Source organism: Calothrix rhizosoleniae SC01 (assembly GCF_900185595.1).
In the GTDB taxonomy this organism is placed as follows: Bacteria; Cyanobacteriota; Cyanobacteriia; order Cyanobacteriales; family Nostocaceae; genus Calothrix_A; species Calothrix_A rhizosoleniae.
On the sequence record NZ_FYBH01000250.1, the window covers coordinates 1 to 19,184 of the forward strand.

Sequence of the window (19,184 nt, forward strand, 5' to 3'; positions counted from 1 at the left end):
GAGGGTTAAGGAAGAAACACAGCTAGAAAATATCCCTCCTTTGTTAAAGTTAGGGTTGAGTGTAGAACAAATAGCAGAGGCTCTTAAGTTAGATATTGAGATAGTGCGACAAGTAGCCAATAATCATAAGTGATACCTTTTGATTATTGAAATACTCGAACTATCACAACAAAAAAAATGAGCGATCGCTCATCGTCAAAATCATCAAATTAAGCTATTTTGTAACAGCTAATAGTTTTTAAAAACCTATTAGACACTAACTATCAATAAATATTGAGTTTGTGGAAAAATCAGAGATAATTAAGAGGATGTTTAAAATCCCAAATCTGCTTTTGCCAATTCAGCGGCAGCTAAAACCTCTGCATCTGACTTTTCTGTCCAAACTGGATCGCCAATTTCTTCATAAAATACTGTATCGTAGGGACGGGTACGCACCACCACTGGCATGGGGACGGCATGTCCTAAAATTAAAGCTTGTTGCTTGGAGTCTAATTTCGCTAATACCGATCGCAATGCACTTCCACCAGACACCCCGGTAAAAATGGCCTCAATATCTTTCTCATCATTCAGCAAGGCGGTAACGCGAGTACCAACTTGAGACATAACTTCATTATCTATTCCCGATGGACGTTGATCGACCACTAGTAGGGTAACGAAATATTTCCTCATTTCTCTGGCGATGGTGCCGAAGATAGTACTTTGAACCACACTAGAGTCGAGAAAGCGGTGTGCTTCCTCAATGGTAATCATTAATTGGGTGGGGCGATCACTGGGATTTTTGGTCTGTAGAAATTTTTCGGCTTTATGGACATAATGCTGGTGAATCCGCCTGGTAATCATATTTGTCACCAACATATAGGAAAGCATATCAGACTGGGAGCCAAATTCTACCACTATATTCTTCCCAGCTTCTAGCGATCGCAACATGTGGTTAACATAATTATGAGGGCAAGCAGCGCGCATATATTTTAGGTTTTCCATGCGTAGAAGTTTACGCTGCAAGGCGGTAATTGAACCTTGGTGTCCCCGTTTCTCTTCACAAAACATTTTAATCTCCTCATTACTCATGTTAATGAGTTGGAGAATCCAAGATTTACCAAACTCAGCATAAAGAATATTGGCGTTATCTATACTCGCGTCCGAAAGTCCCAATTCTCGGCAACATAACTTAATATCTTCCACTTCAATTTGGTCGTAACTCAGATATAGTTCTTGAGCGTGGGGAACTCCTCGCCGTTTTGTAGAAGCGGGGTCGAGGGTATATACTTCTACTTTGTCAGGAAATAATTGCTTTAATCCTTTAACAGTACTAAATTGTTTACCTTCTGATACTGCTTCCCAACCATATTCAGAATGCATATCAAAAATTAAATTTACCGCCGCCTGTTTACGGATGGTTCCAGCTAGAAGTAACCGAGTTAAGAAAGATTTCCCCGTTCCTGACTTCCCAAAAACCCCATTACTGCGTTCTACAAACCGATTTAAATCCAAACAAACTGGAACATCCATATCCAAAGGTTTACCAATGGAGAAATTTTTGCGGATGGGATCATCTTCCCAACCAAACACCCGGCGAAAATCTTCCTCTGCGGCTTCATAAACTTGGCTAAAATGGGTGGGAATTGTCTTCACTGGTAACAATTCCATAGTAGTACTAGTTTGAGCCTCAAAGGATGCTAAACCGGAGGATTGTTTCCCAGATTTCCCATTATTGTTCTCTGGGGATTCTTCGTGGGATTCTGGTGTAAACATTAACATGGGAGCTAAATTGACAGTACCATAAATACCACTTCCCGCCAGGATTTCCCGTAAAAAACTATCCTCCCAGTCGGGGGGATTAGCTATAATTCGTTGATTGGCAGTTCCTAATGCTACATCAGTCAGCATACAGAAAAAACGCGATCGCATACCCTGTACGACTAAAAATTTACCCACCCGCATATCTTCTACGGAAATATCTGGGTGTAATCTTACTTCTAGTCCACCAGTGAGGGAACCTTGTATGACTGAACCTAATGGTTGTCCCAAATTCATTTGATTACTTAAATATAATTATTGGGATTCTGCTTATGTTGAATTTTAGTTGTAAAACGTCAGAATGGTGACGAAATTTTACCATAAACACAGAAGCAGATGATGGGAATTTCCCCAGAATGTTTATAAGTTGCTAATCAGCGAAGCTGAATATTATTTAATTAGGGCTTGCTGAAAAAGTCTTTTGGTGAGGGTAGGGAGTAGGGAGTAGGGAGTGGGGAGTAGTTACAGCCTCTTTATTTATATTCTTTTTGCCAGAAAAAAATAACAGATACAAGGATTTTAAACCTAAAATCCTAATTTCCTTGCACTTCTTTCCCAATAAAATAGCCTCAAAGCATTGATAAATCAACATTTTTCAGTTATTCAGCAGACCCTAATTACTCAAAATTTTTCTACTCAAATATATCAACACGGATTGCGAAGCACATCAGGAGACTTCATCAATCCTTTAATTGTTTTTACTGAGTGTTTGTTTTGACTTTAATTTAACAGTACAAAAAAATGCAGAGATTATTCCCGCAGGGGCAGTACCAACAGCATTAGCCATTTAAAATGCTTGGTTGGCAAGGATAAGAGAGTACTTGTTGAGGAAAAAACTTATTCTGAATCTAGCAAACTGAGTCAAAAATTTGTTGCGCGGTGAGATTTAATTGGGGAAAAGTAGGAGATACAATTGGGTTATTCCCTTGAAATGGAGTCATTTGATACTCCCCATCCACTAATTCACAGACGAAAATAGTAGGCTGTTTGGGATTGCCGAGAAACTTACGCGCACCCCATGCAGCATAGTCAGTAATCCAATATTCGGGAATTCCCATTTCTTCATAATCAGCATATTTTTTGTGGTAGTCGTCCCGCCAGTTAGTCGAAACAACTTCAATTACCAACGGTACAGATTCGGGCTGAGTAACAGTTGATTCTTTTTTCCACAGAGGTTCGTTTTTTAAATTGTCCTGGTTTACTACCAATACATCGGGTAAATAGCCCGAATCAGCACTGGGAGTTCTAACAAAACCTGTTTTGGGGATATTAAAGGGAAGATTTAGCCGATCAATTTCAACCCCTAATTTTCGTGTCAAAAAACCAACAACATCTTCATGAGCGCCAGATGGTGGAGGCATATCAACTATTACTCCTTTATGCAGTTCGTAGCGTTTACTATCCTTGGGATACCATTCTATAAATTCATCGAAGGTTAATAACTTGGACAAAGGTTGGGTCATAATCTCATACCATTTTGGATTTTAGATTTTAGACTTTGGATTGTGAAAGAGTTACCACATAAGCTTTTCAAATAAATGGAAAAACGCTGTAAAAGACACATCATGGGTGTTGAGAGAGTTATTCTATCAAATGATGAACCTTGGAATGATTGGAGTGTTTTTATATACAATTCACCTAAGAGTTGAGAGCGCGATTTTCAAATCCAGCAATCACCGTAGGTAAGGTAGGATAAATATTGTCAGTGCCAATTTGTTCTAACAATCCCGAACGCCTCAACTGTGCATATAAATCCTGTTTTACCCGTGCCATTCCCAAGGTAATTCCTCTCTCAGCTAATTCATTTTGTAATTCTATCAAGGTATCAATTGCAGTAATATCAACTTCAACAATTGCTTCTGTATTCAAAACAAACCACTCCACTGGGGTTACTTCCGCTTCAATGGCTTCTAAGGCTCGTCGCTTGAAATCCTCCACATTGGCAAAGCATAGAGGAGCATCATAACGATAAATTACCAATCCGGGGATAGTTGTTGCTCCTTCCCAGTCTTCAATATCATGCAATCCTGGTAAATTGGGGACTTTCCCCAAAACCGCATCATGGGGACGTGCTACCCGTGCAAATAAATCAATTACAGATAGAGCCAGAGCCACCCCCACACCAACTAAGAGATCCGTGATTAGTACTCCCAGTGTGGTGATTATAGCCAGGAAAAACTCACTACGACGAAATTTCCCTAGTCTGATAAATTGCGGTATTTCAATCAATTTAGTAGCAGCATAAATCACAATTGCTCCTAGTGCTGCTTTCGGGAATAATGCCAATAAAGGTCGCAGAAATAACAGTACGCACACCACCACCACCAAGCCAATCAGGGAAAATACTTGAGTCCTGCTACCTAAAGAGTCACCAATTACACTGCGGCTGCCGCTACTACTGACGGGAAACCCTTGCATAAATCCATTTCCCAGATTGGACATACCCAGAGCTAATAATTCCTGGTTGGCATCAATGTTATAACGATGACGAGTAGCAAAAACCCTTGCTGTCAGTACATTATCAGAATAGCCGACAACTGAAATCCCAATTGCCGAAGCTATGAGTTTACCAGCATCTCCAAGGGATATTTGAGGTGGAGAAAAATGAGGTAAACCAGCAGGAATTGCTCCTACTACAGCTACCCCTCGCCCATCCAACTTGAATATGGCTACTGCTGCCGTTGCTAATAATACTGCTAAAAGGGGACCAGGTGCATTAGGAAAACGACGCTGAATAGCGAATAGAAATACTAATACAGAGATGGCTAAAATTAGGGTTGGTTGGTGTATTTCTGGTAACTTGCTGAAAAATTCACCGACTTGCCCAAAGGCAGCATTTGCCTCAATCTTCATCCCACTTATTTTACCTAACTGCCCCGTCATCATTATTACTGCTACCCCAGCCATATAACCAATTAGAATTGGTTTGGATAGCAAATCTGCGAGAAAACCCAGTCTGGTAATGTAGCCGATAATGCAAACAATGCCTACCATCAAGGCTAACAGAGAAGCAAGACTGGGGTAATTAGAACCGTTTTCAGTGATCAGGGGTGAAATAGCCACTGCTGTCATCACTGCTGTGGTTGATTCTGGCCCTACGGATAGCTGGGGAGATGAGCCAAATAGGGTGTAAATTATCATTGGGGGCAGAATTGCCCATAATCCTGTCACAGGTTGCACCCCTGCTAGCTCACCATAAGCCATGCATTGAGGAATTAAGTAAGCAGCGACGGTAATGCCTGCAAGTATATCCCCACGCAACCATGCTTTTTGGTAGGAGAGTAAGGTTTTTAATCCCGGTAGGAGAGGGAGGGGTTTATCTTTCGACTTGGGAGACACGGATAATTTTGATGGGAGGAGATATTAAATAGTTTAGGGTTATTTAGCCTTTTAGTGAAATGCGATTACGTAGTGGTTCGGGAGGAATATCACGATTCAGTACAGATGGTAATAAATCAAACATGAGTACCCTGAAATTGAGTATAACAATATTTAGTTAAAAAGGATTACCTATGGTGTATCGTGGCTATCAAGCAATTGACCTTAATCAATATAGAGAAAGATATGGTAATGTTGCTTCTAAGATTCCCTTCATAATATCATTTGTAAAATTTTTGATACTCATAACTCCGATTTTTGCAAGAAGTAGGGCTTCCTATTCTTATTGTTAGTAAAAAAACTTTCTGTTGCATGTAGTAATACTCATTAAATCATGAGAAAATGCATAACTGCTATACCTGATGTTGAATTATTATAGGAATGATATATGTCCATTCAAGTCTACGGCATACCTAATTGCGGAACTTGCAAAAAAGCTTTCCAGTGGTTAAAAGACAATCATGTTGACTATGAATTTATTAACACCAAAGAAAATCCTCCCAGTTACGCACAAATTCAAACCTGGGTAGAATACTTGAGTGCTAAACCAATGCGAAATACCTCTGGTCAATCTTACCGTGCATTGGGTGAAGAGAAGAAAAATTGGACAGACGAACAATGGATAAAAGCCTTTGCTGAAGATGCAATGTTACTGAAACGTCCCTTATTTACTAAAGAAGAGAAAGCCGTAATGGTGGGTTTTCGGGATAAAGAAGAGACTATCCGGGAAAAATTAGGATTATAGTTATGGTAATTATCAACAACTCTATTAAGGAAAACGCGAATTTGCAAATCTGTCATGCGATCGCGAATAATTATTAACAGAACTTTGACTTTCCTTGCCTACTTTCTCAAAATAGGATCAATAACAGCATGGGTACTACTCATTTCGATCTTATCATCTTCGATTGTGATGGAGTATTGGTAGATAGCGAACGCATTACCAACGCAGTATTTGCCGAAATGCTCAATGATTTAGGACTTTCACTCACCCTAGAAGATATGTTTGAGCAGTTTGTTGGTAACTCCATGCAACAGTGTTTAAAAATGATAGAAACCATGCTGGGAGAAAAACCACCATCGGACTTTGTGAGCAACTATCGACAACGGACAAAACTAGCATTACAGCAGCAGCTAAAACCCGTGCGGGGAATTAGACAAACTTTGGATAGATTGAGTTTACCCTATTGTGTAGCATCAAGTAGCGATCGCGAAAAGATGGAAACTACTCTAGGAATAACAGGAATCTTGCCCTATTTTCAAGGAAAGTTATTTAGCGTCACTGAGGTGGAGAGAGGAAAACCATTCCCTGATGTGTATCTATATGCAGCTGAAAAAATGAATGCTCAACCCTCACGATGTTTAGTAATTGAAGATACACCCATCGGTGTACGGGGTGGTGTGTCTGCTGGTATGATAGTGGGCGGTTATGCTGAGTTAATGAATGCTGAAAAGCTTCAACAAGCTGGAGCGCACTTTGTTTTTGAAGATATGAGCCAAATCCCAAACCTGATTCAATCAATGTGAGATTTAAAAGCACGTCCTACTCTCACTCCATTAAGATAAGAAAAGTGTTTACTATCATCATTAGTGTCCCATGTCTGCTAGCGACTCATCTTTAGAATCCACAGTCCAACGTCTCAAAGAAGTACGTATACAGTTACTACGCCTCCACAAAGCTTTATTAGAATACGAACGCACTACTTACGAACAATTACATGGACGCATACCCTCAAATGGAGAGTTTTTGCGACTTGTTCTCGGACATGAGTGGTTTAGCTGGCTCCGTCCTATGTCTCAATTTATTGCTCAGGTAGATGAGGAATTGAGTGCAAAAGAACCCATAACTTTAAATGCTGCTAATGAGCTATTACAAACAGCACATAGTTTATTACAACCAGCAGAAGAGGGGAACACATCAGAAATGCGTTACCATCAAGCCATTCAAAGAGATGTTGATATAGCCTTTATGCATGTGCGAATATCCCAATTATTTCAATAATTCGTAAGTTATAATGACCAGCAAATCTATAGTTGAGGTTCATCAAAAATCCAACATCGAATGACAACTTTCTCTCGTCTTGCACCTTTTATCCAAGAATATATTTACAACCATAATTGGACAGAATTACGTCCAGCTCAAATAGCTGCTTGCGAAGTAATTTTCAACACAGATGCTCACTTGTTAGTAGCTGCGGGGACAGCAGCTGGTAAAACAGAAGCAGCTTTTTTACCAGTTATTACCCAATTATATGAAAATCCTTCTCAGACTATTGGAGCTTTGTACATTGGTCCTATTAAAGCATTAATAAATGACCAATTTGAACGTCTAAATTATTTACTCAAAGAAGCAGATATTCCTGTATATCATTGGCATGGTGATGTTTCTCAAAGTCGTAAAAAACAACTTTTGAAATCTCCTCAAGGCATTTTACAAATTACCCCAGAGTCTTTAGAAAGTTTACTGATTAATAAACATCAAGAACTTGTACGGCTATTTGGTGATTTACGGTTTGTAGTCATTGACGAAATTCATGCCTTTATGGGTTCAGAACGAGGGTGTCAAATTCTTTGTCAATTACAACGTTTAGCAAATATAACTAAAGTCCAACATCGACGCATTGGTTTATCAGCAACCTTGGGAGACTACTCCTTAGCTGAAACATGGTTAAGTTCCGGTACTAATAAATTTGTGATTACACCTCAAATTGATGGTGGAAAACGTCCGATAAAATTAGCTTTAGAACACTTTTTTATTCCGGAAGAGGTCGATATATCAGAGATAAATGAATACGAACAATATATTTTTAACTTAAGTAAGTCTCGGAAATGTCTTATATTTGGAAATAATAAACAACAAACAGAAACAATCATTTCCTCATTAAGAAAAGTCGCCAAAACCCTAAGCTCACCAGATATTTATCACGTCCATCATGGTAGTATATCAGCTAGCTTACGTCAGGCTGCTGAAGATGCCATGCGTCAATCAAATCAACCTGCTGTGACTGCTGCTACTCTCACATTGGAAGTAGGTGTAGACATTGGTCATTTAGAAAGAGTAATTCAATTAGAATCTCCCCCCTCTGTGGCTAGTTTTCTCCAACGTTTAGGACGCACAGGACGTAGGGGAGAAGCTGCGGATATGCGTTTTGTTTGTGCTGAAAAAGAGCCTTTACCGGAAGCACCACTCCCAGAAAAAATACCTTGGCAACTTTTACAATCAATTGCTATTATTCAACTGTATTTAGAAGAACGTTGGATTGAACCTATTCAACCATTAAAGTATCCTTTAAGTCTTCTATATCATCAAACAATGAGTGTTTTAGCAGCAACAGGATCAATTGCACCTGCTAATCTTGCCCAACAAATCTTAAGTTTCTCATCCTTTGCAGAGATATCTCCAGAAAATTTTAAGTTACTACTGCGCTATTTAATTGATATTAATCATATCCAAAAAACGGAAACAGGTAAATTAATTGTCGGTTTAGAGGGAGAAAAAATAGTTAGTAAGTTTAAGTTTTATGCAGTATTTCCAGAAACAGTAGAATATATTGTCAAACAAGGAACAACGGAAATTGGTAGTATAATTATGCCTCCTCCTGTGGGTAATCAATTTGCTTTAGCAGGAAAAACTTGGGAAGTTACAGAAGTTGATTTCCGGAAAAAGGTGATTTCAGTCAAACAAGTAGAAGGAAATGCTAGTATTTTTTGGCGGGGTGGTAGCGGTAATATTCATTCCAAAATATTACAAAGAATGCAACAGGTATTAACTGAAGATATAGAATATCCTTACTTACAAAAAAATGCTATTAAACGCCTGAGAAAAGCCCGTCAACTCGCACAATATTATGAACTAGATAAACAGTATATTTTGCCTCTTGGTAAAGATAAATCTTGTATTTTACCTTGGATAGGTACGTTAGCTTTTCGGACTTTGTCAAGATTAATTAATAACTTTTGTCGTGAGTCTTTAGAAATTAAAAGTATTCGCAGTGTTAACCCTTACTATTTGATCATTAAATTAAACAAAAATAAACTGAAAGATATTTATCCGGAAATAATCTCTCTGTGTGAGCAAAGAATTACAGCAGATGATTTACTCAGTGATTCTGAAGCGCCAGAAATTCAAAAATACGATAAATTTATTCCTTATCCCATGTTACGTCAAGCATTTACCTGTGATTATTTAGATTTAGAAGAATTAAGACAGATAATTTCCTGCTGGTAAATATGTAATTTTAATCTTGATGATCAGATTAGCGATCGCTTGATACAATAATCATATCAATTTGATAACTTGAGGATGGAAAAACCTTCAAATTTACTACTTAAATTAACGCGACGTTTATTTACCGATACAGATGAGCAAAATAAATTTATTGATGCTTTAATTAATCCTCAGCCTTTTCATCCTTGTATTATTTGGTGTAAAGAAAAACCAAAAGAGACTCCTTTTATATTAGCAGAATCTATACCTTGGCAGCCAAACTTTATCGAACGCTTATCATTACCAGAAAAGCCAGGTAAACATCCTCTACATGAACAGGGTTATTTTTATTGTTTAGATTTTTCTTCGGTATTTGCAGCTTCCACTTTATTAGCCATTAATCAACCAATTAAATACATTGTTGATATGTGTGCTTCACCCGGGGGGAAAGGTATATTTGCATGGAGACTTTTACAACCAGATTTACTTATTTGTAATGAAGTAATTGGAAAACGCCTAGGAATGTTAATTTCTAATTTAAAGCGTTGTCATATTCAACCTTCTTTAGTTATTAACCAAGATTCGAGTATCTTTGCTCAAGAAATCCCCTTATCTAGTAATTTAGTCATCATTGATGCACCTTGTACTGGACAATCTTTACTAGCAAAAGGTATTAAAGCACCAGGTTGTTTTCATCCTAGTTCAATTAATAAAAGTGCTAATCGACAAAAAAGAATTATTGCTAATTCGGCTCAAATTGTTGCACCTCAAGGGTATATAGCTTATATGACTTGCGCCTATTCTCCAGAAGAGAATGAGCAGGTTTGTCAGTGGTTTTTAAAACGCTTTCCTCAATTTAAGGCGGTGGAAGTTCCTCATTTAGCGCCATATCAGTCTCATCTTACGAGTGTGTATTGTTATCGAATGTTTCCTCAATATGGTTTGGGTGCAGGTTCATTTACTGCATTATTTCAAAATACTGATCATGGAGATATTCAGGAAATGAATCTGGATAATTCATCTCTGAAAACAGTATTTTCTTACTGATTAGCAAAGGAAATATTTACTCTTTTTAAACTATCAATTTCCATGACAATAAGTCCTACTTGAGCATTATTTTATCAGGATATTTTTTAAACTTAGTCTTAAATCTACATCTGGATTAAGCCTGATAACAAAGATTTTCATAACTATAGCACTACGCAATTAAGTTAGGATATTATTGAAGGCTGAAACCTATGATTAGTGAACTTATTACTTATTACTTATTACTTGCGTTTAGCGCCATAACATCCCAGTATTTTTACTGAACCATATATTCTGATTTTTTTCATAAAATAGACTTATTTATATATTTATTAAGTGATTATAGTTGAGCATTGAGTTTCATACTCTTATCATATTCACTTTCTTGAGTAGTTCTAATTTAGTCTTAGTTTAAATCTGCTTATAACTAATCGCTGATAACTGATAATTAATAAAAAGGGTGATAAATATGCTAATTGATTCGCTTCATAGTCAAAATATTAAATCTCAAGTTGAATCAATATTACAACTTTTACAGCAAGAAAATACACTACGTAATTGTAACATTAATCCTATACAAATATCCCTGGAAAAGATAATTTCACCCAAGTTTGATATTGTATTTGCTGGTGCTTTTAGTGCAGGTAAATCCATGCTAATCAATGCATTACTAGAAAGGGAATTATTGTATAGTGCAGAGGGACACGCCACAGGGACAGAATGCAAAATTGAATATGCAGTGGCTGATAAAGAAAGGGTTATTTTGACCTTTTTAAGTCAGGTAGAAATTACAGAACAGGCTCTTAATTTATGTCAACAACTAGGATTTAACACTGTTAGTAATATTCATGCATCTGAAGTCCTTGATTTACTTAACCAAGGATGTCAAGCCATTCTTGAGCAAGAAGGTGGGGAAAGTAAATCAGAAAGAGCAAAACAAGCAAAAGCTTTAATGTTGCTAATTGAAGGGTATGTGGTAAATAGCGATCGCATTCATGCTATCAATAATAATACATATCCTATGGAAGATTTTAATTTTACCAATCTCAAGGAAGCAGCCGGATATGCTCGTCGTGGTAGCAATAGCGCGGTTTTAAAGCGCATTGAATATTACTGTCATCATCCCTTATTACAGGATGGTAATGTTATTATCGACACACCTGGTATTGATGCACCCGTGGACAAGGATGCACAATTAACCTATAACAAAATTCAACATCCCGACACATCAGCAGTGGTATGTGTGTTGAAGCCAGCAGCAGCAGGTGATATGACAAAGGAGGAAACCCAACTCCTGGAGATGATGCGAGGAAATGGCGGTATTCGGGATCGGGTTTTTTATGTATTTAACCGTATTGATGAAACTTGGTACAATCAGCAATTGCGCTCTCGGCTAGATAATTTAATTTCCGATCAATTTCACCACACCAGCAAGGTTTTTAAAACCAGTGGGTTATTAGGATTTTACGGTAGTCAAATTAAGCAGACAAATGGGAATAATCAGTTTGGTTTAGATTCTATTTTTGCTGAGAGTATAAAAGGATTAGATGGGGAGGAAGAAACACCACAGTTTATTAATGAATTTCTCCGTTATTGTGCTAACTCTGGGAAGCTTGCACCGAGTCAATTTCGTATTTCTGTAAATAGTTTTGAAACTCCCAATCAAAATTATGTGCGAATTTTATCAGAACAAGGAACAACACTCATAAATCAGTTGATTCAAGATAGTGGAGTTGAGGAATTTCGTACTGCTATCACCCGTTATCTGACAGAAGAAAAACGACCTCAACTATTTAAAAATTTGGCGGATGACTTAGAAGATATTTGTATCCAACTGAAAAAACATTATCAAACTCTACAAAATAATTTATATAGCCAACCTCAAGAAATTGAGGCAATGAAAGAGCAGGAATTACAACGCCTCAATCAACAATTACAGGAAGTTGGTAACGAATTTAGTCAGCATATGGCTATGGAAATTAATCAAATTACTACCAATGCTTCCCATACATTTGAGGCAGATTTTCAGCAATTACAATCCCGCATGATTCACCGTTTAGATGAATTATTAGATACCTTTTCTGTTGCAGAAGCCTACCGCAGTGCTACCCTGAATCATCCCCGCAATGCAACTGCTCCTTTAATCGCTATTTTAGTGGAAGCTCTTTATTATTTATCTAATCAGCTAGAGGATATTTTAATTGCATCTTCTCAAGAAGTAATTGCTAATATATTTCAACAATTAATTGGGAATATTCGTAAATCAGAATATTATCGGCAATTGTATCGTTTATTAGGTAATGATAGTGGGATTGAGCAAGAATTAAAACAGTTAGAAAAAGACGTAGATAATGCTATTGTCAGTGCTGCGAGAATAGAATGCGATCGCTTTGTCAGAGAAAGTCCTAGATTTTATGATGAGGGGACTTTTTCTATATATCAATTTCGCCAAACATTGCTACAAACTTCCCAAGGTTATGACTGTGAAAGTATGATGGAAGCAGAACCAGCAATTCGCCAATTATTGAAGTTAGATTTTGAGCCGAAGGTATCAGAAACAATTCGCAAAAATTTCCGCCAAGTCATCAATCAAACCCTGAAAACTCTGTTGTTACCAATGGCTGATAAACAGACAGATGTGATTTTACAGCAGTATTCCCATGCACGTAATTATTTACAGCAGACATTGGAGAAAGAAGCAGAGGATAAAATTCTCAGCAATCAGCGTTTATTGAGTGAGGTTGAGCAGAAAATAGAAATATACAATCATGCGATTAATGCTATCAATAGCAATTTACAAATGATGGGTTTATACGAGCATTTATTACCTGTCATTAATGATGTAGATGAGGTGATGGATGTTGTTAATCATGAAATAATTGATACTACATTAGTAAATAATGATGTTAATAATCAGTTATTGAATAATTAGGGATCGCTCACATTACTGAATAATGGGATTCATATAAATAATAAGAAGAAATATCATGGGAAATAACTTTAAGCCACTTGATGATGACTCTGTAGTATCTTGGGGATGTTGTACACTTAAAGTTAATCAATTTTTATCTCATATTTATGGATTTTTAAGAGATAAAGGATGGGAGAATATCAGAAATAATTTGTATTCTGCTGGTTCAGGTCGGATACCTAAACAGAGTGAAGACTTATTCTTTATTGAAGGGATAGATTGCGAAATTTTAAAGCCTGGTAAAAGCTGGGAAAAGGGGAAGCTGAAAATCACAATATCTGTAGAATTTCAGCCTGATGAACCTGAAGTTGAAACAACAACAGAAAATACTAATTCTGAATCATCCCTTGACGATATCCGGCGTAAATTAAATCAGGTTAATTAATATAGAATCTGTAAAAATAAGGATATAAAAAATGTTAGATAATAATTTCAAAAAGATAGATTTTGAAGTGAAAGACAAAGATAGTGTTATATCATTCCCATCACCATTAATGCTAAAGATAGATGAATTAATGACAGCATTAAAACACGTTATATCGAACACTACATTACATAGTTTACAGAATAGTTTGAAGCATAGAAGACTTTTCACACCTAATGAGAAATGGCTTACAACAGGTATCGACTGTGAAATTTTAGGAACTGATGGTAAGGGATGGAAGAAAGGAAAAGTAAGAATTCAAGTATCTCTAGAATTTCAGTCTGATGAGCCTGAGATTGAAACAACACCAGAAAATACTAATTCTGAATTATCCCTTGACGATATCCGGCGTAAATTAAATCAAGTTAATTAATTTAGTCTCTCTACATCATTAAGATTCCCGACTTTTTTTGCAAGTCAGGAATCTAAGCCTCACCATTTAACTAGAAAATAATCCTTATGGATACTGATAATAAAAAACTTAATCCAATAGAATGCAATGATAATGATGTTATTTCCTTTGGGGAAGACACATTTAAGATTGAAAAAGTAAGAACAGCAGTAAAAAAATCTTCCAATCAAGGACTGGCAAATCAACTCAAAAATTTGTTAAATTCTCAAAGAGTAACTATCGAAGCAGTAAGTTCTAGTAACTGGTTTCAAGAAGGGATAGATTGTGAAATCTTAACCCTAGGTGCAACTAAATGGCGTAAAGGAAAAATGAAATTCAAACTCAGCGTTGAATTTTACGTCGAAGAAGAGGAAGATAATACAAGCAGTGAAACCACAGCAGAATCTCCCCTAGACGATATTCGCCGTAAAATTAACGAAGCCACCTCATGAGCAAAACACCCCGCATTTCTATCCCTAAATCAGTACGAGAATACGTATACCAACGGAACAAATACCAATGTCAAAGCTGTGGTAAAACCCATACAGAAAGCCAACTTACCATCGACCATATTATCCCCCTCGCTCGCAGTGGTACAAACGATATCAGCAATCTACAAACTCTCTGCTTTCCTTGCAATCGCCAAAAATCAGATAAAAGCGATCGCAGATTTCAACGCCGTTTTGATTTATAATCCAGAAGAAATATCTCCTTTTTTGTCTCATTTAAATGCCAAACGAGATGAAAATCACCAATTCACAATACCAACATACTGAATCTAATGTCGCCATTATTATCCTGGCAGCAGGTGAATCTACCCGTATGGGCACACCAAAACAACTCTTACCATATCAAGGGCATAACTTACTCAAACATACAATCGCCAGTGCAGTCACCTCAGTATGCAAATCTGTAACAGTGGTTTTGGGAGCCAATGCACAACAGATACATTCTCAGATTAACCAAGATTCTGTAACAGTAGTTGAAAACCCAGATTGGCATTTAGGAATGGGCGCTTCAATTCGTAGCGGTATTCTTTCTCTTACCAATGATCGTGAAAATGTTGATGCAGCAATTATTACAGTTTGCGATCAACCATTCCTTTCTTCTGAAATTATTAATAATTTAGTGACAAAATATTATTCTACAGGAAAATCAATCGTAGCCTGTGAATATGCAGATACCTTAGGTGTACCCGTTTTGTTCAACCATAATTTTTTTGCAGAGTTAGCAGCCTTGGGTGAAACGGGGGGTGCAAAAAAACTAATTAACAAATATTGCGATCGCATTTTCTCTATTCCCTTCCCCTTAGGTGCAGTTGATATTGATACACCACAAGACTATCAACAGCTCCTGGTAACAAGTAATAAGTAATACGGCTCCAGGTAAATGAGGTATATCATGTCCGCCTGATTACTTATGAAGCCATCCATGCAAAAATCACCCAAGCTCTTTCTCCCTCTGCTCCCTGCTCCCTGCTCCCTTGCAGTCCTAATGATAAGTATTTAACCGGACATGATATAAGCTCTTCTCCCGCCTCCCTTGTGAAAGATTTTGCTCTCAAACCACAGATTAGAGTAGAGTAAAGAAGTGTAAAGAAGTATCTTTTACTCTTTAAAAACATTTTGTTCACTTTTACTGTTAATACATTTATTAAAAAGCACTCATGCAGTATTGTTTTTGGCGAAGAATTTTGGCATCGGTTACAGTGTTTTTTCTGGTTGCGTCAATGTGGGTAATGCATACTCCCCCCAGCTACGCCTACAACAACCCAGAATTACTACCTGACACCCCCACACCAGTTGTTGACTTAGCCAAATCTCTCACCGATTTACAAGAAAGCAAGTTAGTCAAAGAACTAGAACAATTTGAAACTGACACGGGTTGGAAGCTGAGAGTTTTGACACAATATGATCGCACTCCAGGTCGAGCTGTGATCAATTTTTGGGGTTTGGACGATAAAAGTATTTTACTGGTTGCTGACTCCCGTGGAGGTAATATTCTTAGCTTTAGTGTGGGTGATGCAGTATATCAATTGTTACCCCGCACCTTCTGGATTGAATTACAAACCAGGTTTGGTAATTTGTATTTTGTCAGAGAGAATGGTGAAGATGAAGCTATTTTAGAGGCAATGAGAACAGTCGAGGGTTGCTTACAACAAGGTGGTTGTAATGTGGTTCCTGGATTGCCTAGGGAACAGTGGATTTTAACCTTAATTAGTTCTGTAATTGGCGGTGTGATTTGTGGTTTTGCGGCTCGACCCCGTCAAGAAAATCAAGTTTTTGCTTGGCAGTGGGCTTTAATTTTCTCACCTTTATGGGGTATTCTATTTGTTGCCTTCGGTATTGGGCCAGTAGTAACTCGAACTTCCGAATGGTTACCTTTAGTCCGTAATATATCTGGTTTTTTAATTGGAGTCTTAGTCGCCTATTTATCTCCGATTCTTAGTAGTCCTCCAGCTTCTGATAGTTGAATTGTTGAATTGAGAAAAATTTATACCAATTCAAATAATTTTTGTCACACATACATTTTTCGTAAGGGCACGGCACCAGTAAGATAATTTTATATACCAAAAGATTGTGGATGCCGTGCCCCTACCCATCTGTCCCATTATTTTTTCAAAATGGTATTACTTTTGCCAGAGACATAATCAGTAATTATCATGCAATAGATATATCAATGAGTATGAATGCTAACATTCATTTGTGCCTCCCAATAGGTTGAGGTACAAACTCCAAAATCTAAAATGGTCTGATATGTGATGGAATGGCAGGTAAATTATGCTAAAAGTTTAGCAGTAATAGATCGGGAAATCGGCGCTCATATATTATCACCCGCAGAATATGAGATTGCCCGCCAGGTGATTTATGCAACTGCTGACTTTGAATATAAATCTCTGATTCGGTTTTCGGAAACAGCTCTCCAATCTGGGGCAGCAGCACTAGCTGCCCGTACCACTATAGTAGTGGATATACCGATGGTGAGAGTAGGTATTATCGATCGCACTCAACAAACCTTTGTCAATCTAGTGTATTGCAGCAAAGATGTATATATTAACCAGCAACCAAAAACGGACAATATTGCTTTAGGTATGGAAATCCTGGCTCAACGCTACCCAGAGGGAATATTTGTAGTGGGTCAATCAGAAACTGCGTTGACAACCTTAATGGATTTAATTGAAGCAGAAGAGATTCGACCTGCTTTGATTATTGGGACTTCACCTAGGTTTTTGGTGGAGAATACTGCTAAACAGCGTTTGCGAAATTCTCTCGTCCCTCACATTACCATTGATAGTTATAAGGGTAATGCCGTTGTAGCCACTGCTATTGTTCATGGATTAATCGATTTAGCTTGGCAAGCTTACGGGAAAAAGCAATAATAAGAAAAATTAATCATCGTCCCACTCTCTATTTCTTCTGGGTTCTCTTTCCCTGGGTTGTCGGCGACGGGATCTTCCATTAGGGGATGCCCGAAAGCGACGACTCATCTCCATAAAGAAATCCCTGCGTAAGTAAGGATAATCATTTACCCATATTTCTCTACTAGGGATAAATATTTCCGATATATCTTCAATCTGGCTTAAATCAGTGCGATTGGACATAACTAGCATTTCTACCCGTTGACCAGCAGCGATCGCTTTGTATTCAACTTTCAGTGGTGCTTGCATTTGGGCGGTAAATCCGGTATCGTCTCCTACCTCTAAGTTAATGCGTTTTTCTCGATTTTCTACAATTACCAATTCACCCCGATTGTTAACAGTTTCTTGCTTACCAAGTACTTGATCTGTAATCCACCAATCTAAAATTCGCCCTCTAAAAAACCCACTATATTTGTAGCGCCGACATTTAGCATTACGTATACTTGCCCAAAATACAGGTCCCCATAACCAGTAAAAAGCTCCTATTAGTGCCAATAAAAAAATAATGGGCCCAAAGTCTAGTTTGAATATTAATTTCATAATCACCACAATGGCAACGGAGACTACAGAAATTAAGAACCGTTGTAAAAGGTCTGGAAATTTTCCCCAATAATATTTGTACTGGGGACCAGTGGCGATTAGGGGTATGAGTTGCTCAAATTTTTGGCGAGTCAGTGGGACAAGCATGGGAGAATTTTAGATTTTGGATGGGAAATTTTGGATTAGGAGTTTAAAGTATTTTTTCTAATCCATATACTAATGACTTTAACTCTAGAACCTTACGAATTGCTAGTAATACCCCCGGCATATAACAAGCGCGATCGCTGGTATCATGACGTAGGGTATAAATTTGTCCCGGTGCACCAAATATGACTTCCTGATGAGCTACTAAACCTGGTAAGCGGACGCTGTGAATCCTAATTCCTTCACCACCTTGACAACCTTTGGCTCCGACTAAATTTTCTGTTTCTTCCACCACAGGAACGTTAAAATTTTTACCCATTTCTGCTAACATTTGAGCGGTTTTAATTGCCGTTCCGCTAGGTGCATCAGCTTTTTGATTGTGATGTAACTCAATAATCTCCACATGATCGAAATATTGGGAGGCTGTGACTGCTGCTTGTTGTAATAGCACCATGCCAATGGAAAAATTAGGAATTACCAGACATCCTGTACTGGCTTTGTCAGCAAAATTAGCCAATTCTTGCAGTTGTTCTGGACTAAGTCCCGTAGTCCCCACCACAGGGCGAATACCATAAGCGATCGCACTACGAATATTATCGTATACAGAGTCAGGATGGGTAAAATCAACCATGACCCCGATTTGTTTTTCTTGGGATGCAAAAGCCAGCATCGGCTCCAATTGATTAGTAATGGGAATTTCTAAGGGTTCACTTAAGCCGGCTAATTCTCCTGCATCTTTTCCTTGATGTTCAGGGGTAGTATCAATAGCACCCACCAAGTTCATGTCAGCTGCTTGTGCTACTGTCTTAATCACCTCACGCCCCATTTTACCAGCAGCACCATTGACAACAACAGGAATAGGAGATTGATTTGCCATATTTTCTCGAA

18 protein-coding genes are annotated in these 19,184 nt (G+C 37.8%); 13 read left to right on the forward strand and 5 right to left on the reverse strand.

From position 1 onward, the window contains the following. Positions 1-312: 312 nt before the first annotated feature. The 3 genes from CALSC_RS14840 to CALSC_RS14855 form a co-directional block, all read right to left on the reverse strand. A complete protein-coding gene (locus CALSC_RS14840) occupies positions 313-2,034 on the reverse strand; it encodes a helicase HerA domain-containing protein (RefSeq protein WP_088242101.1) in 1,722 nt (573 codons plus the stop codon). 611 nt (positions 2,035-2,645) lie between these two features. After that, positions 2,646-3,260, reverse strand: coding sequence for a Uma2 family endonuclease (locus tag CALSC_RS14850; protein WP_088242103.1), 615 nt, complete (start codon positions 3,258-3,260; stop codon positions 2,646-2,648). 175 nt (positions 3,261-3,435) lie between these two features. Continuing rightward, positions 3,436-5,136, reverse strand: a complete 1,701-nt coding sequence (locus tag CALSC_RS14855) for a solute carrier family 26 protein (RefSeq protein ID WP_088242104.1) — start codon at positions 5,134-5,136, stop codon at positions 3,436-3,438. Positions 5,137-5,563: 427 nt separating this feature from the next. Between CALSC_RS14855 and CALSC_RS14860 the strand changes: the two genes are divergently transcribed. From CALSC_RS14860 to CALSC_RS14925, 13 genes are all read left to right on the forward strand, one after another. Next, on the forward strand, positions 5,564-5,920 hold the full coding sequence (locus CALSC_RS14860; RefSeq protein ID WP_088242105.1) for a Spx/MgsR family RNA polymerase-binding regulatory protein: 357 nt from the start codon (positions 5,564-5,566) through the stop codon (positions 5,918-5,920). Between the two features lie 128 nt (positions 5,921-6,048). Next, the gene (locus CALSC_RS14865) at positions 6,049-6,702 is read left to right on the forward strand and encodes an HAD family hydrolase (protein ID WP_088242106.1); all 654 of its coding nucleotides are present in this window, start codon (positions 6,049-6,051) and stop codon (positions 6,700-6,702) included. 70 nt (positions 6,703-6,772) lie between these two features. Continuing rightward, positions 6,773-7,177, forward strand: a complete 405-nt coding sequence (locus CALSC_RS14870) for a hypothetical protein (RefSeq protein ID WP_088242107.1) — start codon at positions 6,773-6,775, stop codon at positions 7,175-7,177. A 60-nt stretch (positions 7,178-7,237) separates the two neighbouring features. Then, on the forward strand, positions 7,238-9,403 hold the full coding sequence (locus tag CALSC_RS14875; RefSeq protein ID WP_088242108.1) for a DEAD/DEAH box helicase: 2,166 nt from the start codon (positions 7,238-7,240) through the stop codon (positions 9,401-9,403). 75 nt (positions 9,404-9,478) lie between these two features. Then, positions 9,479-10,429 (forward strand): RsmB/NOP family class I SAM-dependent RNA methyltransferase, encoded by a 951-nt coding sequence (locus CALSC_RS14880; protein WP_088242109.1) that lies wholly within the window; start codon positions 9,479-9,481, stop codon positions 10,427-10,429. Positions 10,430-10,877: 448 nt separating this feature from the next. Next, positions 10,878-13,340, forward strand: coding sequence for a dynamin-like GTPase family protein (locus CALSC_RS14885; protein ID WP_200817643.1), 2,463 nt, complete (start codon positions 10,878-10,880; stop codon positions 13,338-13,340). A gap of 55 nt (positions 13,341-13,395) precedes the next feature. Then, on the forward strand, positions 13,396-13,764 hold the full coding sequence (locus tag CALSC_RS14890; RefSeq protein WP_088242110.1) for a KGK domain-containing protein: 369 nt from the start codon (positions 13,396-13,398) through the stop codon (positions 13,762-13,764). A 31-nt stretch (positions 13,765-13,795) separates the two neighbouring features. Further along, positions 13,796-14,176, forward strand: a complete 381-nt coding sequence (locus CALSC_RS14895; RefSeq protein ID WP_088242111.1) for a KGK domain-containing protein — start codon at positions 13,796-13,798, stop codon at positions 14,174-14,176. Between the two features lie 86 nt (positions 14,177-14,262). Next, positions 14,263-14,646 carry a KGK domain-containing protein gene (locus tag CALSC_RS14900; RefSeq protein WP_088242112.1) on the forward strand — a complete coding sequence of 128 codons (384 nt, stop codon included), beginning with the start codon at positions 14,263-14,265 and terminating at the stop codon, positions 14,644-14,646. Next, positions 14,643-14,888 carry an HNH endonuclease gene (locus CALSC_RS14905; RefSeq protein ID WP_088242113.1) on the forward strand — a complete coding sequence of 82 codons (246 nt, stop codon included), beginning with the start codon at positions 14,643-14,645 and terminating at the stop codon, positions 14,886-14,888. Before CALSC_RS14900 ends, CALSC_RS14905 begins: the two co-directional genes overlap by 4 nt. Before the next feature lie 47 nt (positions 14,889-14,935). Then, the gene (locus tag CALSC_RS14910) at positions 14,936-15,568 is read left to right on the forward strand and encodes a nucleotidyltransferase family protein (RefSeq protein WP_088242114.1); all 633 of its coding nucleotides are present in this window, start codon (positions 14,936-14,938) and stop codon (positions 15,566-15,568) included. Between the two features lie 292 nt (positions 15,569-15,860). Then, the gene (locus tag CALSC_RS14920) at positions 15,861-16,667 is read left to right on the forward strand and encodes a TPM domain-containing protein (RefSeq protein WP_088242116.1); all 807 of its coding nucleotides are present in this window, start codon (positions 15,861-15,863) and stop codon (positions 16,665-16,667) included. A 288-nt stretch (positions 16,668-16,955) separates the two neighbouring features. After that, positions 16,956-17,573, forward strand: coding sequence for a precorrin-8X methylmutase (locus CALSC_RS14925; protein ID WP_088242117.1), 618 nt, complete (start codon positions 16,956-16,958; stop codon positions 17,571-17,573). 9 nt (positions 17,574-17,582) lie between these two features. On the opposite strand, the gene CALSC_RS14930 is transcribed toward CALSC_RS14925, so the two are convergent. Further along, entirely contained in the window at positions 17,583-18,299 is a 717-nt protein-coding gene (locus tag CALSC_RS14930) for a phosphate ABC transporter permease (protein WP_088242118.1), read from the reverse strand. Positions 18,300-18,342: 43 nt separating this feature from the next. Continuing rightward, complete coding sequence (gene dapB / locus CALSC_RS14935; RefSeq protein WP_088242119.1) at positions 18,343-19,173, reverse strand: 4-hydroxy-tetrahydrodipicolinate reductase; 831 nt, start codon at positions 19,171-19,173, stop codon at positions 18,343-18,345. Positions 19,174-19,184 lie beyond the last annotated feature (11 nt).

Coding starts and splice junctions, on each gene's coding strand:
- CALSC_RS14840 (WP_088242101.1), bottom strand. CDS start 2,034: ATGAATTTGGGACAACCATTAGGTTCAGTCATACAAGGTTCCCTCACT.
- CALSC_RS14850 (WP_088242103.1), bottom strand. CDS start 3,260: ATGACCCAACCTTTGTCCAAGTTATTAACCTTCGATGAATTTATAGAA.
- CALSC_RS14860 (WP_088242105.1), top strand. CDS start 5,564: ATGTCCATTCAAGTCTACGGCATACCTAATTGCGGAACTTGCAAAAAA.
- CALSC_RS14865 (WP_088242106.1), top strand. CDS start 6,049: ATGGGTACTACTCATTTCGATCTTATCATCTTCGATTGTGATGGAGTA.
- CALSC_RS14870 (WP_088242107.1), top strand. CDS start 6,773: ATGTCTGCTAGCGACTCATCTTTAGAATCCACAGTCCAACGTCTCAAA.
- CALSC_RS14875 (WP_088242108.1), top strand. CDS start 7,238: ATGACAACTTTCTCTCGTCTTGCACCTTTTATCCAAGAATATATTTAC.
- CALSC_RS14880 (WP_088242109.1), top strand. CDS start 9,479: ATGGAAAAACCTTCAAATTTACTACTTAAATTAACGCGACGTTTATTT.
- CALSC_RS14885 (WP_200817643.1), top strand. CDS start 10,878: ATGCTAATTGATTCGCTTCATAGTCAAAATATTAAATCTCAAGTTGAA.
- CALSC_RS14890 (WP_088242110.1), top strand. CDS start 13,396: ATGGGAAATAACTTTAAGCCACTTGATGATGACTCTGTAGTATCTTGG.
- CALSC_RS14895 (WP_088242111.1), top strand. CDS start 13,796: ATGTTAGATAATAATTTCAAAAAGATAGATTTTGAAGTGAAAGACAAA.
- CALSC_RS14900 (WP_088242112.1), top strand. CDS start 14,263: ATGGATACTGATAATAAAAAACTTAATCCAATAGAATGCAATGATAAT.
- CALSC_RS14905 (WP_088242113.1), top strand. CDS start 14,643: ATGAGCAAAACACCCCGCATTTCTATCCCTAAATCAGTACGAGAATAC.
- CALSC_RS14910 (WP_088242114.1), top strand. CDS start 14,936: ATGAAAATCACCAATTCACAATACCAACATACTGAATCTAATGTCGCC.
- CALSC_RS14920 (WP_088242116.1), top strand. CDS start 15,861: ATGCAGTATTGTTTTTGGCGAAGAATTTTGGCATCGGTTACAGTGTTT.
- CALSC_RS14925 (WP_088242117.1), top strand. CDS start 16,956: ATGGAATGGCAGGTAAATTATGCTAAAAGTTTAGCAGTAATAGATCGG.
- CALSC_RS14930 (WP_088242118.1), bottom strand. CDS start 18,299: ATGCTTGTCCCACTGACTCGCCAAAAATTTGAGCAACTCATACCCCTA.
- dapB (WP_088242119.1), bottom strand. CDS start 19,173: ATGGCAAATCAATCTCCTATTCCTGTTGTTGTCAATGGTGCTGCTGGT.